Source organism: Micromonospora sp. DT44, assembly GCF_049841635.1.
Taxonomy (GTDB): domain Bacteria; phylum Actinomycetota; class Actinomycetes; order Mycobacteriales; family Micromonosporaceae; genus Micromonospora.
Genome location: NZ_JBNCKS010000004.1, coordinates 35414 through 50519 on the forward strand (window position 1 = coordinate 35414; position 15106 = coordinate 50519).

General features: G+C 71.9%; 10 protein-coding genes. 6 read left to right on the forward strand and 4 right to left on the reverse strand.

The features are described from left to right. Positions 1–204 precede the first annotated feature (204 nt). The 4 genes from ACLQ25_RS03600 (at position 205) to ACLQ25_RS03615 (ending at position 7371) form a co-directional block, all read left to right on the forward strand. Positions 205–2997, forward strand: a complete 2793-nt coding sequence (locus tag ACLQ25_RS03600; protein WP_425729014.1) for an immune inhibitor A domain-containing protein — start codon at positions 205–207, stop codon at positions 2995–2997. 333 nt (positions 2998–3330) lie between these two features. Further along, positions 3331–5766, forward strand: a complete 2436-nt coding sequence (locus ACLQ25_RS03605; RefSeq protein WP_425729217.1) for an immune inhibitor A domain-containing protein — start codon at positions 3331–3333, stop codon at positions 5764–5766. 110 nt (positions 5767–5876) lie between these two features. Further along, complete coding sequence (locus ACLQ25_RS03610; protein ID WP_425729016.1) at positions 5877–6371, forward strand: hypothetical protein; 495 nt, start codon at positions 5877–5879, stop codon at positions 6369–6371. Positions 6372–6438: 67 nt separating this feature from the next. Continuing rightward, complete coding sequence (locus ACLQ25_RS03615; protein WP_357123591.1) at positions 6439–7371, forward strand: alpha/beta fold hydrolase; 933 nt, start codon at positions 6439–6441, stop codon at positions 7369–7371. A 4-nt stretch (positions 7372–7375) separates the two neighbouring features. On the opposite strand, the gene ACLQ25_RS03620 is transcribed toward ACLQ25_RS03615, so the two are convergent. Then, entirely contained in the window at positions 7376–7741 is a 366-nt protein-coding gene (locus ACLQ25_RS03620) for a hypothetical protein (RefSeq protein WP_124822515.1), read from the reverse strand. Beyond that, positions 7738–10740, reverse strand: coding sequence for an SseB family protein (locus tag ACLQ25_RS03625; RefSeq protein ID WP_425729018.1), 3003 nt, complete (start codon positions 10738–10740; stop codon positions 7738–7740). The genes ACLQ25_RS03620 and ACLQ25_RS03625 overlap by 4 nt, the downstream gene beginning before the upstream one ends. A 152-nt stretch (positions 10741–10892) precedes the next feature. On the opposite strand from ACLQ25_RS03625, the gene mycP reads away from it, so the two are divergent. Continuing rightward, the gene (gene mycP / locus ACLQ25_RS03630; RefSeq protein WP_425729020.1) at positions 10893–12110 is read left to right on the forward strand and encodes a type VII secretion-associated serine protease mycosin; all 1218 of its coding nucleotides are present in this window, start codon (positions 10893–10895) and stop codon (positions 12108–12110) included. An 85-nt stretch (positions 12111–12195) separates the two neighbouring features. Here the strand turns inward: mycP and ACLQ25_RS03635 are convergent, their stop codons facing one another. Both ACLQ25_RS03635 and ACLQ25_RS03640 read right to left on the reverse strand, forming a co-directional pair. Then, positions 12196–12489 carry a WXG100 family type VII secretion target gene (locus tag ACLQ25_RS03635; RefSeq protein ID WP_425729022.1) on the reverse strand — a complete coding sequence of 98 codons (294 nt, stop codon included), beginning with the start codon at positions 12487–12489 and terminating at the stop codon, positions 12196–12198. A 21-nt stretch (positions 12490–12510) separates the two neighbouring features. Further along, positions 12511–12831 carry a WXG100 family type VII secretion target gene (locus tag ACLQ25_RS03640; protein WP_425729024.1) on the reverse strand — a complete coding sequence of 107 codons (321 nt, stop codon included), beginning with the start codon at positions 12829–12831 and terminating at the stop codon, positions 12511–12513. A 536-nt stretch (positions 12832–13367) separates the two neighbouring features. Between ACLQ25_RS03640 and eccE the strand changes: the two genes are divergently transcribed. Then, complete coding sequence (eccE, locus tag ACLQ25_RS03645) at positions 13368–15080, forward strand: type VII secretion protein EccE (protein WP_425729218.1); 1713 nt, start codon at positions 13368–13370, stop codon at positions 15078–15080. The last annotated feature ends 26 nt before the right edge of the window (positions 15081–15106 follow it).

Here is a 15106-nt window from a genome sequence, read left to right on the forward strand (position 1 = left end):
ACCGTCACCCACCGTCGTCTTTTGTGGAGGTACGACCACCCGGCGCGCTCCTGTGCGGCAGCTGAACGGATAACGCCTGCATCACGTTCCCGCCGTTTGACCGGATTCTCATTTAGTTTCACGAAGGTCGGCTGGCCCTCGACGCGACGCTGCGTGCACGGAGTCCGCCGGCTTCCCTCGCCCATGCCCGAGAAACGGAGCGGCATGAACAGAAACTCCCAACCGGGGTCGCGTCGACGACTACTCGTCGCGCTGCCCGTCATCGCCCTCGCGGCCACGTCACTGACCGTGAGTGGCAGTGCGGCGGCACAGCCGTCCACCACCCCCCGGGCGGTGATCGGGGCTGACGAGTACTACATCAACTACGCCGAGCCCGAGGTCCAGCCGGACACTGCCGGCCGTGAGGTCAAGGGCAAGAACGGCGTCTACACCCCCAAGGTCGACGACGCCCGCGCGTTCGACCAGAAGCACGCGCGGGGCAACCCGGTGACGGCCCGCCAGCTCGCGCAGATCGAGGCCAAGTCGATCAAGACGGGCAAGAGCCCGCGCCAGATCAAGCAGGCGCCCAACACGCAGACGGCGAAGCTGCTGACGCTGCTGGTCGAGTTCAACGACAAGGCCAACGACGACTTCACCAACGTGATGGTCCCGAAGACGGTGTTCGAGGACCGGACCTGCGTCCCCGGCACCGTGCAGAACGGGCCGAAGCACAACAAGATCCCGGACCCGTCGCGGCTAACGCACGAGGACAACAACTCGATGTGGGTGCCGGACTTCTCGCCGTCGCACTACAACAAGATGCTGTACAGCAAGAAGGGCATCACCGAGCGGGTCCGCAAGGACCTCAAGGGCCCGGACGGCAAGAAGGGCATCGACATCTCCGGTCGCACGATGCACAACATGTACCTGGAGATGTCCAAGAACGCGTACACGGTCGACGGGCAGGCCAGCCCGTGGATCTCCGTGCCGCACTCCGAGGGCTGGTACGCGGCCAACCGCTGCACCCAGGACGAGAACGGCAACTGGGTTCCCGGCCGGGAGCAGTCGATGAACGGCCACCCGGACAACCCGGCCGGCGCGGGCCGGCTGGCGACCGACGCGATCGAGGCGCTCGCCGCCAAGGACCCGACCTTCCCGTGGGCTGACTACGACAAGGAAGACCAGGCCGACCGCGACGGTGACGGCAACCTCTTCGAGCCGGACGGCGTGATCGACCACCTCGTGCTGGTACACGCCGGCAAGGGCAAGTCGAGCGGCGGCGGCAGCCAGGGCACGTACGCCGTGTGGGCGCACTCCTCCTCGGTGCCGGGTGGCTACACCATCCCGGGCACCAGCCTGAAGGTGTCGAACTACATCGTGCAGCCGGAGGACGCCGGCGTCGGCGTCTTCGCCCACGAGTTCGGTCACGACCTCGGTCTGCCGGACCTCTACGACACCTCCGGCAACGCCGACTCCGACGTGGACTTCTGGGACCTGATGGCCTCCGGATCGCACTCGGGTGAGATCTTCCAGGCGCTGCCGACGCACATGGGCATCTGGGACAAGTGGGTGCTCGGCTGGGCCGACCCGCTGACCATCCGTCCGGGCTCCAACCCGCGTGAGGTCAAGCTCGGGCAGACCTCGCGTACGCCGATCGACGCCGAGGACGGCATCAAGGTCGACCTGCCGGACAAGGTGACCGTCCTGGCCACCCCGCACAGCGGCACCAAGATGTGGCACAGCAACAACGACCAGAGCTGGGCCGACGTCAAGCTGAGCCGCTCGGTGGACGTGCCCAACGCCGCGGACTCCAAGTTCTGGATGTGGAACAACTACATCATCGAGGAGGACTGGGACTTCGGCTTCCTCGAGCTGTCGACCGACGGCGGCACCACCTGGTCCGAGCAGAAGGTGTACGCCGAGGACGGCACGGTCGTCACGACGCCGGACAACTACGGCGACCCGAACGGCCGGATGAACGACTTCGGTGGCAAGAAGTACGGCCTGACCGGCAGCACCGACGGCTGGCGTCACGACTACGTCGACCTGTCGGCGTACGCGGGCCAGACCGTCCAGGTGCGACTGCGCCTGGCCACCGATGAGGCGTTCGAGGAGCGCAACTGGTTCGTCGACGACTTCTCGGTCACCGGCGGCGGCGCCACCACCTGGAGCGACGACGTCGAGGGCGGCGCGAACGGCTGGACGACCAGCGGCGGCACCTTCGTCGACACCACCGGCGCGGGCTGGAAGGTCTCCGGCGGCACCGAGGTGCACGCGCAGTACTACCTGGCCGAGTGGCGCAACTTCGATGGCTTCGACAACGGCCTGAAGTACGCCTACGACACCATCTACTCGCGCGACGCGTGGAAGGTCGACCGGATCTCCTACAACGCGCCGGGCATGCTGGTGTGGTACCGGGACAGCGCGCTGGGCGACGTCAACCACGTCACCGGTCAGATGACCTCACTGCCGAGCTACGGCGCCAAGGGCGGGCTGCTCATCGTCGACTCGCACAACGAGCCGTACCGGCGTACCGGCACGGCGGCCGAGAAGGACCCGTCGGTGACGGACAACCTGCCCAGCCGTCCGCAGTCGTCGAACGCGGCCTTCTCCCTCCAGAAGACGTACCCCTTCACGGAGTGCCTGGAGGCGGCCGGCGAGCTGTACAGCGCGTACTGCACGAAGTTCAAGGCGCTGCCGCCGGTGAAGGGCTTCACCGACGCCAAGGGCTGGTACCCGGGCATCGAGATCCGCGACGGTGCCGCGTACGCCCGGGACAACGACGCCTCCGTCGTGATTCCGTCGCGTGGCAACGCGCCGTACACCACCCGGGTGACCAACCCGGACGGTAGCCCGGCGCCGGACTACTACGGCGTGACGCTGGGCGGCGGCGCGATCGTGCTCGGCACGGGCAACCCGGCCGACGCGGGCGTGCAGAACGGCGTCTCGTTGACGATCCGTAAGGCCGCGAAGGACAACTCGTCCGCCACGATCTACGTCACCCCGGCGACGAAGTGACGGTTTAGCGGGTTCGGTAACTGATGGTGGGGCCGGTGGCGGGAACGCCACCGGCCCCACTGTCGTTTCATCTGATCTTATTGATCGAAGTGCATCGTTGCGGACGTTGCCACCCGGTCCGCCCTGACTCGCGCGCAGATGAAGCGCGGGGGTGTGACGGTGAAAAGCATTCCCAACAAAATCTTGCAACAAATCGACGCGCGCATCTTCCCACCCGTCGCAGCAGTGTCTATGTTCACCAATGGTCCCACTAGTGGGATCGATCTATCACCGGCCCCGACCCCCGTTGGGCCGGTTCCCTCACACCGGAGGTACCACGTGCGCAAAGTCGCAGTGGGTCTGCTCGGGCTTTCACTGACGGCGACGGGGCTGGCGTTCGGACCGTCCGCCAGTGCCGCGCCGCAGCCGAAACTGCCGACGGCCGCTCCGTCGGTCGCCGAGCCCGCCCTTGCCGACCACGACCTGCCGAACCCGCTGGAGGACAAGCGGCGGGCGCTGCGCCAGGAGGGCCTCAGCAAGGTCCTGACCGGCAAGGCCAAGGCACAGAAGGTCAACGGCAGCACCGTCGTCAAGGTCGGTAAGACCCAGGCCGACGGGGCCACCGCCCGGACCACCGGGGCGGGCACGGCCCAGACCGAGGACCAGTACGTCGAACTCTCCCGTGAACGGACCGACAAGATCTTCGTGATCCTTGCCGAGTTCGGCAACGATCGGCACCCGGATTACCCGGACAAGAGCATCGACCCCGACACCGCGGGGCCGACCAAGTTCGACGGGCCGCTGCACAACCAGATTCCGGCGCCCAACCGGGGGGCGGACAACTCCACCGTCTGGCAGCCGGACTACAACGCCGACCATTTCCGGCAGCTCTACTTCGGCACCAACCCTGGCGACGAGTCCCTGAAGCAGTACTACGAGGCCCAGTCCTCGGGTCGCTACAGCGTCGAGGGCGAGGTCACCGACTGGGTCAAGGTCAAGTACAACGAGGCCCGGTACGGGCGCTCCGACGACCCGATCGCCGACGACGACACCGCGAACCCGGCGAACGACCCGGCGGTCTGCGACAGCAACGTCTGCGACAACACCTGGGACCTGGTCCGGGACGCCGCCAACCAGTGGGTCGCCGACCAGAAGGCCGCCGGCCGCACCGACGCGCAGATCGCCGCCGACGTGAAGTCGATGGACCAGTACGACCGGTACGACTACGACAACGACGCCAACTTCAACGAGCCGGACGGCTACATCGACCACTTCCAGATCGTCCACTCCGGCGGCGACCAGGCCGACGGTGACCCGATCCAGGGTGAGGACGCCATCTGGAGCCACCGCTGGTACGCCTACGCTTCGGACCAGGGCAGCACCGGCCCGGAGACCTTCCCGGGCGGCGGCACCCAGATCGGTAACACCGGCGTCTGGATCGGTGACTACACGATCCAGCCGGAGAACGGTGGCCGGAGCGTCTTCTACCACGAGTACGGCCACGACCTCGGTCTGCCGGACGACTACAACGTCATCAGCGGTGGCGACAACAACAACGAGCACTGGACCCTGATGGCCCAGAGCCGGCTCGGCGCCAAGAACGACGGTGGCATCGGTGAGCGCGGCGGCGACCTCGGCGCGTGGAACAAGCTCCAGCTCGGCTGGCTCGACCACGACACGCTCGGGCCGAACGAGAAGCGCGACGTGGTGCTCGGCCCGCAGGAGTACAACTCGCCGGAGGCGCAGGCCGCGGTGGTCAACCTGCCGCCGCGGGAGTACTCCTTCTCGAACGGTGCGCCGTTCGAGGGCAGCAAGCAGTTCTTCACGGGCAACGAGGACAACATCAACAGCACGATGACCCGGACCCTGGATCTCACCGGGAAGTCGTCGGCTGCGTTGACCATGAAGGGCCGCTACAACATCGAGGCCAACTTCGACTACCTGTTCTTCGAGGTGTCGGCCGATGGCGGCAAGACCTGGGCGACCCTGCCCGGCACCGTCAACGGCAACCCGCTGAAGGAGATCTCCCCCGGGCGTTTCGCCCTGGACGGCTCCAGCGGCGGCAAGTGGGTCGACGTGAACATCCCGATGAACGCGGCGGCGGGCAAGGTCGTGCAGTTCCGGCTGCGCTACCAGACCGACGGCGGCGTGTCCCGAGGCGGCTTCTACGGTGACGCGATCACCGTGACCGCCGACGGCCAGACCGTGTTCACCGACGGCGGCGAGAACGGCGCCAACGGCTGGACCTTCGCGGGGAAGTTCGAGATCGCCTCGGCCACCTACACCAAGAAGTTCGCGAACTACTACATCGCCGGTACCCGGTCGTACACCTCGTACGACAAGTACCTCAAGACCGGCCCGTACTACTTCGGCTACCAGAACACCCGCCCGGACTACGTGGACCACTACGCGTACCAGGAGGGTCTGCTGATCTCGTACTGGAACCTGCGGTGGGCGGACAACGACACGTTCGCGCACCCGGGTGAGGGTCGGAACATGATCATCGACGCGCATCCGCGGCCGCTGTACAACCTGACCGGCGCCCCCTGGCGGGCCCGTGTTCAGGTCTACGACGCGCCGTTCAGCCTGAAGAAGGCGGACTCGTTCACGCTGCACATCAACAGCCAGGCCCAGTACGTCCGTGGCCAGGCGGGGCAGCCGCTGTTCGACGACACCCAGCAGTACTGGTACCCGGAGCTGCCGAACCACGGCGTCAAGCTCCCGGCTACCGGCCGGAAGATCCAGGTTCTGTCGCAGGACGGCATCAACACCACCGTCCGCTTCAACTGATCCCTCGATCAGGCACCACCCGTACCACGGCGATGCCCGGGCAGGTCACCTGCCCGGGCATCGCCCGTTCCCGGGGGAACCCCGATCGGGCGGCGCGCGTCCGATCACCCGTGCAACCGCGAACCCGCACCATCCTGACCGGCGCCGGTCTGACCGTCCTGTTGGCGCTGGCCGGCTGCGCCGGGACGCGGCACGAAGGAGGCACCGTGTCCGCCGAACAGACCCCGTCCGGCACTCCGGCGACCAGCGCACCACCGGCCTCGGCCGCGCCGACCGGAAGCGGGCCCACGCCGTCGGCCCCCGCCGGCCGCCCGTCACGCTCACACGTCCCGCTGCCCACCCTGCGCCCGCCGACCGGACCACCACGCAAGCCGACCGACGCCCGCCGGGCCAACGCCCTGGCCGGACGGATCAACCGGGGCGGCGACGGCCCCTGCTACGGCCTCGTCACCGACGACGGCCGGCAGTACGCGCTGCACGGCATCGGCAAGGGCACCTTCACCGTCGGTACGACGGTCCGGGTGACCATCGGCCCCGCCGACCCGGCCGCCGACTGTGGCCCCGGCATCCCGGCCACCATCGTCGACATCAGCCCGGTCGTCTGATCCCCCGCCAGGTCACAGTCGGGCCGGCCAAACGGCCGCCGCCCGACAGGGTCCTAGGCTGTCAACCATGACCGACCAGCGCGGCGAAGCCGTCGACGAGTCCTGCGTCCTCACCGAGGGCCCGTGGACGCACCGTTTCGTCGGCGCCAACGGCAGCCGCTTCCACGTGGTCGAGGCCGGCACCGGCCCGATGGTGCTCTTCCTGCACGGCTTCCCCGAGCACTGGTGGGCCTGGCACCAGATGCTCCCCGCAGTCGCCGACGCCGGCTTCCGCGCGGTCGCCGTGGACCTACGCGGCTACGGCGCGAGCGACAAACCACCCCGGGGGTACGACGGCTACACCCTCGCCGCCGACATCGCCGGCCTCATCCGGGCCCTCGGTGAGCGCTCGGCCACGCTCGTCGGCAGCGGCGTCGGCGGCATGGTCGCCTGGACGGTGGCGTCGTTCCACCCATCCCTGGTCCGCCGGCTGGTGGTCCTGGGCGCACCCCACCCGCTACGACTGCGCGCCGCGATCTTCGCCGACCCGCGCGGGCAGTTCGCCGCCTCCACCCCGGCGTTGAAGTTCCAGCTCCCCCGCTACGAACACGTGCTCACCAAGGACGGCGCGGCGGGCGTCGAGGAGATCCTGCGCCGCTGGGCCGGTCCGCGCTGGGCCGCCAGCGCGGACTTCGAGGCGTACGCCGAGCGGTGTCGGGAGGCGATGCGCATCCCGCAGGCCGCTTTCTGTGCGCTGGAAGGCTATCGCTGGGCCTTCCGGTCCGTGCTGCGGCTGCACGGCTACCGATTCGTGCGCCTCATGCAGAAACCGCTGGTCACCCCGACCCTGCAACTGCACGGGGCGGCCGACATCGCCGCCCTGCCGCGGACCGCCCTCGGGTCCGGCCGGTACGTCGTCGCCCCGTACGAGTGGCGTCTGCTGGACGGGGTGGGGCACTTCCCGCACCTGGAAGCCCCCGAGGTGGTGCTCGGCGAGATCCTGCGGTGGGCCAAGTCGTAGCCGTTCAGACCCGCTGCTCGCGCAGGTCGGTGACCTCGGCGGCCGGCGCCCAGCCCTGGTAGACGCCGAAGTCGAAGACCTCCAACCGCATCGCCTCGGCTACCGGCCAACGACCACCCGTGTACTCGACGCGCAGCCACGCGTCGTGCTCGCCGAGCACGATGAACGGCTGGCCCTGCCAGGTGCAGGTCGTCCGCACGTACGCCAGATCCTCGATCTCGCTCGCCGGCAGCACCCGCACGTGGCGGCCCGCGCGGACCTCCTCGAAGCCCTCGCCCGGCTCGGGCTGGTACAGGCGGATGTCGTCGCCGTCCGGGCTGGCCTGGTACTCCCGGCCCTGCCAGCGGGCCACGTAACCGTCGCGCATCACTCCTCCGGAACCCGCCGCCAGGTGACCGCGTCCGTGTCGAGGACCGCGACCACCCGTTCGGTGCCGTCGCCACCGATCCGCCAGAGCTGCGCGCCGTGCGGAAGGCGGGCGCTGTCCACCTTGAACTCCGCCACCACGTCACTACTCTCGCCCGGGGCGAAGCCGTTCCCCCGGAACGGTGGGCGCTCGATGACCCAACCCTCCATGGCACGCATCGCCGCCTCGTTCTGCCCGCCGTACGGAATCCGGTAGAGGCTGGGCCGGTGCGCCGGCCAACGCAGCACGTAGATCTCCTCGGCGTCCCGCACGAACGGCGAACCGGGGTAGTTCAGGCCCAACGCGTCGTGCAGCTCGGCCGGCATGGCCAGGTGGGCCAGCTCACCGGCCCGGTGCACGAAACCCGAGACCCGGTCGTACCCCCGCTCCAGGTAGTACGCGAGCTGGCTGGGCGCGATCGCCTTCTGCATCACGGTCGGGCGGGCCGGGTCGACCGCCGCCGGGGCGTACCGGGGACGCGCGGCGGGTTCCGCCTCGGCCGCCGGTTCCACCGGGTCGACCTCCAGGTCGTCGCCCAGGCCCACCTCGGCGGCCCAGTTGGCCAACGCGACGATCTGGTCACCGGGCAACTTCGCGCCGACCGGGGTGCCCGGGTTGACGGCGAACGACCAGTCCTCGTCGGGCCAGCGCCGGATCAGCTGGGCGAACTTCACCCGGACCGTGTCGACGGCACCCTCGACGTGGTCGGCGAGGCGCTCCGGGGACGTGTAGACCACCACGTACGTCTCGCCGTCGAGGCGGGCGGTGCGCCAGACGAAGCCCGGGTCGCCGGGGCGGCTGCCCCGCTTCGAGTCCGCCGCAGCCGGCAGCAGCACGCGGGCCAGCAGCAGAGTGGACAGGAACGTGTCCGTGCTTCCGGCCCCGGCCGCGCCGAGCAGGTCCTCCTCGACGGTGTTCGCCGGCTGGAACTGCGGCGACGCCGGCTCGTCGACCGTCGGAGGCTCGACGGCGGCCGCGATCGTCGCCTCCGCGTGGGAGTCGGGGCGTGCCGGCTCGGGTTCGTAAGCCACCGGGGATCGGGACGACCCACCGGTGTCGCCGCCGAAGCCAGCGTCGCCGGCCGAACGGGCATCGCCCGGGCCGGCGTCGGTGGCCGGTCCGGTACCTGCCAGGTAGGCGTCGGCGGCCGGGGGGACGCTGGATGGCTCGAACAGGCTCGCTCCACCACCAGACGCGGCCCAGGCAGTGGGATCCGGCACGGACGGGCCGGACGCGAGCGGGCCGGACGCGAGCGGGCCGGACGCGAGCGGGCCGGACGCGAGCGGGCCGGGCACGGACGGGTCGGGCACGGACGGGTCGGGCACAGACGGGCCGAACACAGACGGACCGGGCACGGACGGACCGGGCACGGACGGGTCGGACGCGAGCGGGTCGGGCACGGACGGGCCGGGCACGGACGGGCCGGGCACAGACGGGCCGGACACAGACGGGCTGAACGGTGGCGGGGCGGTGGTCGTCGGGCCGGGTCGCCGGGCAGTGTCGAAGAAGGGGCCGACCTCGGGCGGATCGAGATCGCGGGACTCGATGATGGTGCCCTCGATGACGATGGGCGTGAAGCCGCGACGGGGGGCGGGCGGGCCGGAGACCGGTTCCGCGACCGCCGGCGGCAGATCCTCCACCGATTCGAAGCGCCGCCGCTCAGCAGGCCGGCCACGCGGGATCGCCTGGGTCTCGTCCGCCGGCTCCGAAGGGCGGGCCGGTGGCGGCCCGCCGTTGACCGGACCGGGCACCCGGAATGCACGGGTGGGCTCCTCGGCCAACGGGTCGGGCCGTCGCGGCGGCAACGGCTGCGTGGCCTCGTCATCGGTCAGCGGCGCTCGCACCACCCGGGATGTGCCCAGGTCAGCCGCGGGCGGCCACGCTCCGCGGCTGACGTCCGGCGCGGGCATCGCGAAGGCCTGGGTCGCGCTGTCGCCGCCGGGCACGTCGGCGGGGCGGCGGCGCGGAAAGGGCTGACTGCCGCGCCCGAACCGCGACGGCGGCGCAGCCCGGTCGCCCGTCCGACCGTCGCCCGGGGTCAGGCCCGACTTACGACCGGACGTCGGTTCGAAGAAGGAGCGCCGGCCGTCCTCGTTGGCGCCACCACCGACGGCCGGGCCGTCACCCTCGCTGACCGGCCGGGTCGCGGACGACCGGCCGGCGCGTGGAATCGGCTGGTCGACCGGGGCGGTGCGGGTGCGGTCAGCGGCCAGGGGCACGTACCGCGAAGCAGCGGTGCGGCTCGGTCCCGGCCCGTCGCCGGGGCCCGGCCGGACGGTGCGGGGCGGTTCGGTCGGCTGCGGTGGCCCGGCGGCGGGCATGTCCTCCACCCCGGAGCGGCGCGGCAGGTCACCCGGGCCGGGCGAGCGGGTGGGAGGACCCGAGGCGGGGGTCGGCGACACCGGCGGCGTCGCGCCCCTCGGCCCGGGTCGTCCGGGCGGCGTCGCCTCGGGGACCGGCGGCGAGGGCGGTACGAACCCGGCTGCGGGAGGGGCCTCCCGACCGGTCGTACCCGCCCGGAACCGGGAGAGGGTCTCGGCCCGCTCCAGCCGGGCCCGGGCGCCCATGGCGCGCCCCGGCAGCCGGACGTCACCACGGGAGAGCTGCGACACGAACCAGGACGGCAGGTACCCCTCGACGGGCAGCCCGGGGTTGACCGCGAGCCACCACTCGTGGTTTGGCCAGCCCAGCGCGAGGTCGGCGAACGGAACACGCCGGTGGGTGCCCGCGTGCTCGCCGAGGCAGGCCCGCAGCGCGGTGGTGGAGGTGAAGGCCAGTACGTGCGTCCGGCCACCGGTCGTCCAGGTGCCCCAGCCGGCGGCCTGACCGGAGGATGCCGGTGCGGAGACGGGCAACAGCAGATCGGTACGGGACAGGAGGCGGAAGTAGAGCTCCTGGTCGTTGGCGCGCAGCGCGTCCCGCATCGCCACCTCGGCCTCCGTGGCCGGCTCCCATTCGGTCACGGCCACCTCTCCTCCCGAGAACAGGCCACAGGTATCGCGTACAACCTACAAGGTGGCATCAAGATCACAATGGCTGGCCGGCGGCGGTCCGCCCCGGCGGCGGCGAGGCGATAACATCCCGTTCCGGAGCCGACACGATACGGAGGCTGTCGATGTCCCGGTCGATTGCGCACCCGGTCCTGGCCAGTCTGGCGGTCGCGCTGCTGACCGGCGCGACAGGTCCGGCCGTCGCCGCCGGCCCGCGCCGATCGGCTCCGGTCTGCGCGACCCCACTGACGCCCGTTCGACCGGTCGAGGCCACACCGTGGCCCCAGCAGCGGTACGACCCCGCGCGGCTCGCGCCGCTGACCACCGGCGCGGGGGTGACGGTCGCCGTGGTCGACTCCGGCGTCGACCGGGCACACCCCCAACTGGCCGGTCGGGTGCTGCCCGGCGCCGACCTGCTCGAACCGGGTGGGGACGGCGGCCAGGACTGTGCCGGGCACGGCACCGGTGTGGCGAGCATCATCGCGGCGGCGCCGCAGCCCGACGTCGCCTTCCACGGTCTGGCGCCGGCCGCCCGGATCCTGCCGGTACGTGTGAGTGAGCAGCAGGTGGTGCAGGGCCGGGAATCGGGGCGCACGGTCAGCGCCGGCGAGTTCGCCCGCGCCATCCGCTGGGCCGTCGACCACGACGCCGACGTGGTGAACCTCTCCGTGGTGCTGTACGCCGACGACCCGCAGGTCCGTTCCGCCGTCCAGTACGCCGTCGAGCGCGACGTGGTGCTGGTGGCCGCCGTGGGCAACCTGCACGACAACGGTGACCCGCGCCCGTTCCCGGCCGCGTACGACGGGGTGCTCGGGGTGGGCGCGATCGGGGCGGACGGGGCACGGGCCACCTTCTCGCAGACCGGCGCGTACGTCGATCTGGTCGCCCCCGGCAGCGAGGTGCTCGTCGCCGCGCCCGCTCAGGGCCACCAACGGGTGGAGGGCACCAGTTACGCCGCGCCGTTCGTGGCCGCCACCGCGGCGCTGCTGCGCGCGTACCGACCCGAGCTGACCGCCACCGAGGTGGTGGAGCGGATCGTCGCCACGGCCGATCCGGCACCCGGCCCGGGACACGGCGGCGGGTACGGGGCCGGCGTGTTGAACCCCTACCGGGCGGTCACCGAGACCGGCGGCCGGCCGGGCGGACCCCGATCCGCGGCCGCGCTCGCCGATGACCGGACCGATCAGGCCGCGCTGGCCCGCCAGGCGCGTCGCGCGACCGCCCGGGACCGGGCTATGGTGGCCGGCGCGGTGATCGGCGTGACGGCGGTCGCCGTGGTTCTGCTGGCCCTCGTGCTGCCCCGGGGCGCGCGCCGACGTTGGCGACCGGCCGAGCCGGCCTGACCCGGCCCGGTCGCCGCCGTGGCCCTCACCCGAGGGTGACCGGGACGCCGACGCGGTCACGGTCAGCGCTCCCGGCCCACCGACGTCACTGGAACAGCCCGGTGTTCTTCTTCTCGGTGTCGAGGTAGTCGGCGACGGAGTCGTCCACCGCCAACTTGATGGCACGCAGCATCGCCTGCAGGTCCTGCGAGGCGGAGCGCCACCGCGCCTGGCGCTGCTCGTACGCCTGGCGGGCGTCACCGGACCAGGCCGACACCAGCGGCGCAGCGTCACGTTCGAGCTGGCCGAGCTGCGAGTCGAGCGTGTTCAGCGCCCGTTGAATGTCCGCGCCGGCCTGTTGCAGCGCGGCAAAGTTGACGACCAGCACACCGTTGTCCATCGGAACGCCCTCCCCGGCAGGTCAGAGCGGCAGCTGGATGCCGCCGTGGTTGGTGCCGGCCACCCGGCTGGCCGCCTCGTCGTCCGAGACGTCGTACTGTCGGCCGGCGGTGCGAACGGCACCGGCGGTCTCCCGCAGCGCGCGGTGCAACGCCGCCTGATCGTCTGCCCACTGTCGCTTGACCTGCGCGAACGACCGCCCGCCGGCGCCGCGCCAGGCCTGCTGCAACACCTCCAACTCGGCCAGCAGGCCGGTCAGCATGGACTGCAACGACTGGTCCACCTGCTCGAACTTCGCGGCGGTCTGCTTCATCACCGCTGCTTCTGCCTGGGTCTGGGACACCCGGACGTCACCTCGTCTCCTCGGTCGTGCCTGGCTGTCAATGCGCCCGCGGTGGGAGCGCACCGCTCGCGTGGCCCGCTCGACGAACACGGTCGGACACGGGTCAGCGATGAACTTCGTGGCTGACGGTAGCGGCCTGGTAGCGGTTCTGCTACCCCCCGGCTCCCCCCTGTGGACAACTACGACAGCCATCGGTCGCCTACTATGTGCGGCAGCCCTGTCGCGGCGCGTGACGGGCATCCGGGGGCGGTCGGCCGCCGGGCACGTCCAGACCGGGTCGAGGAGGCGCGGTGCCGCCGATCACCACTTCAGGCGCGCAACCGGCGAGCGACGCCGGGTGGGGCCCGACCGCAGCTTCCCCGACAGCCGGGCCGGACATCCCCGCCGTCTTGTCGGTCGACACCGCACCGGGCGTCGGATCGACCACGATCGGCGGCAGCGCGCCGGGCGCTCTCGGCGGCGCAGCGCGCGGAGGTGGCGTACCCGCTCGACGGCCCACCGCGCGGTGGGCCGCCATCGGTCGACTCGGTGCGGGGATGCGCGCGGGCCAACTGGTCACCGGGCAGATCGCCGTGGCGGTCGTCCTCGCCGCCTCCGGCCAGGGCGCCCCGGTCATGGTCGCCGCGTTGTTGGTGGCGACGATTCTGGTGACGGCCGTCTGCGTCCGGCTCCGGGGCCGGTGGCTCTTCGAGTGGCTGGGCACCGCCGCCGGGCACGTGACCCGCCGTCGCGGACTGGGCGAGCGGGCCGGCCCGGCCGAACTGCTCGACCTGGTCGCGCCCGGCGCCGTCGTCGGCTCGACCGAGTTGTCCAGCGGGCCGGCGGCGGTGCTGGAGGACACCGGCGGCATGGTGGTGGTGCTGGAACTCGGAGACCCCGGCGACCTCCTCGGCGACGCGTCCCGGGCGATCCCCGCGCCGTCCACGCTGCTGCCGACGCCGGGGCCGGACGTGCCACCGGTACGGATCCAACTGCTGCTCACCGGCACACCGGCGCCCGTACCGACGGCGGGTGGCACGGTCGGGACCTCGTACCGGCAGCTCACCGACGGCCGCCTCGTCGGGCGGGAGCGGGCGGTGCTGGCGGTCCGGGTGCTGCGGGCGGACGGCTGGACGCCGGAGGCGCTGCGCCGGGCGCTCGCCGGCACGACCCGCCGGATCATCCGTCGGCTCGGGCCGCTGACCGCCCGGCCGCTCGGCGTACCCGCGGCGCTGCGGGTCCTGGGCGAGCTGGCCCATCACGACGGCGAGCCGGTACTCCAGGCCTGGCCGTCGCTGCGCACCGGCGCTCTGGTCCAGGCGACGTTCCGGCTGGTCCGCTGGCCACCGGCCGGTGGGGTGGGGGCCCGGCGGCTGGTACCCCGGCTGCTGACGCTGCCGGCGACCGCGACGACCGTGTCGCTCTGCGTGGGGCCGGCCGCCGGCACGGACGCGGTGACCGAGCTGACCGTACGCCTGGCTGCCACGTCGACGGCCGAACTGACCGTGGCCGTCGACGCGTTGGGCCGCCTCGTCGACGGCGCGGGCGGGGAACTGCGGCGGCTCGACGGCGCGCACCTGGACGGCCTGGCCGGCACGCTGCCGCTGGCGCTCCTCTCGGCCGGGCGGCCCGAGGCGGCGTTGGACGACTGGGAGCTGACCCTGGGCGAGGCGGGGATGATGGTCGGCACCAACCGGCACGGTGGCGCGGTCACCGTGCGGCTGTTCCGGCCGGAGGGCACGCGGGTGCTGTTGCTGGGCGGGGTGCGTACCGCTCAGCTCGTCGCGTTGCGTGCGATGGCCCTGGGTGCGCTGGTGGTGGTGCAGACGTCGCGGCCCCGCGCGTGGGAGCCGTTCGTACGGGGGGTGGGCGCGCCGGGCGGAACGATTCCGCTCATCCCGCCGGGCCGGCCGGTCGCCGAATCGGCCGGCGCCGCCCTGCGGCCGTTGCTGCTGGTCGTCGACACCGGACCGGTGCCGGCCGAGACCGAACCCGGTCCGGCGTGGCGGGCCACCCTGGTGGTGCGCGACGAGCTGACCCCGGCCGACGTGGACATGTTGAGTCGCGCCGACCTGGCGGTGCTCCAGCGGCTGCACCCGGCGGAGGCGACGCTGGCCGGCGCGGCGCTGGGCCTGGGCGCCTCGGCCGATTGGCTGACCCGCATCGGTGACGACATGGTGGCGGTGGTGAATCGTCGCGCGTTGCGGTGGGCGCTGCTCTCCCCGACTCCGATCGAATCCCAGCTGATCGGCCGGCCGGCACGCGCCTGAGCGCGCCCGCGCTCAGGGCCAGAGCG

Excerpts from the sequence above, each read along its gene's own strand:
- ACLQ25_RS03600 (WP_425729014.1), top strand. The coding sequence starts at position 205 with ATGAACAGAAACTCCCAACCGGGGTCGCGTCGACGACTACTCGTCGCG.
- ACLQ25_RS03615 (WP_357123591.1), top strand. The coding sequence starts at position 6,439 with ATGACCGACCAGCGCGGCGAAGCCGTCGACGAGTCCTGCGTCCTCACC.
- mycP (WP_425729020.1), top strand. The coding sequence starts at position 10,893 with ATGTCCCGGTCGATTGCGCACCCGGTCCTGGCCAGTCTGGCGGTCGCG.
- ACLQ25_RS03635 (WP_425729022.1), bottom strand. The coding sequence starts at position 12,489 with ATGGACAACGGTGTGCTGGTCGTCAACTTTGCCGCGCTGCAACAGGCC.
- eccE (WP_425729218.1), top strand. The coding sequence starts at position 13,368 with ATGCGCGCGGGCCAACTGGTCACCGGGCAGATCGCCGTGGCGGTCGTC.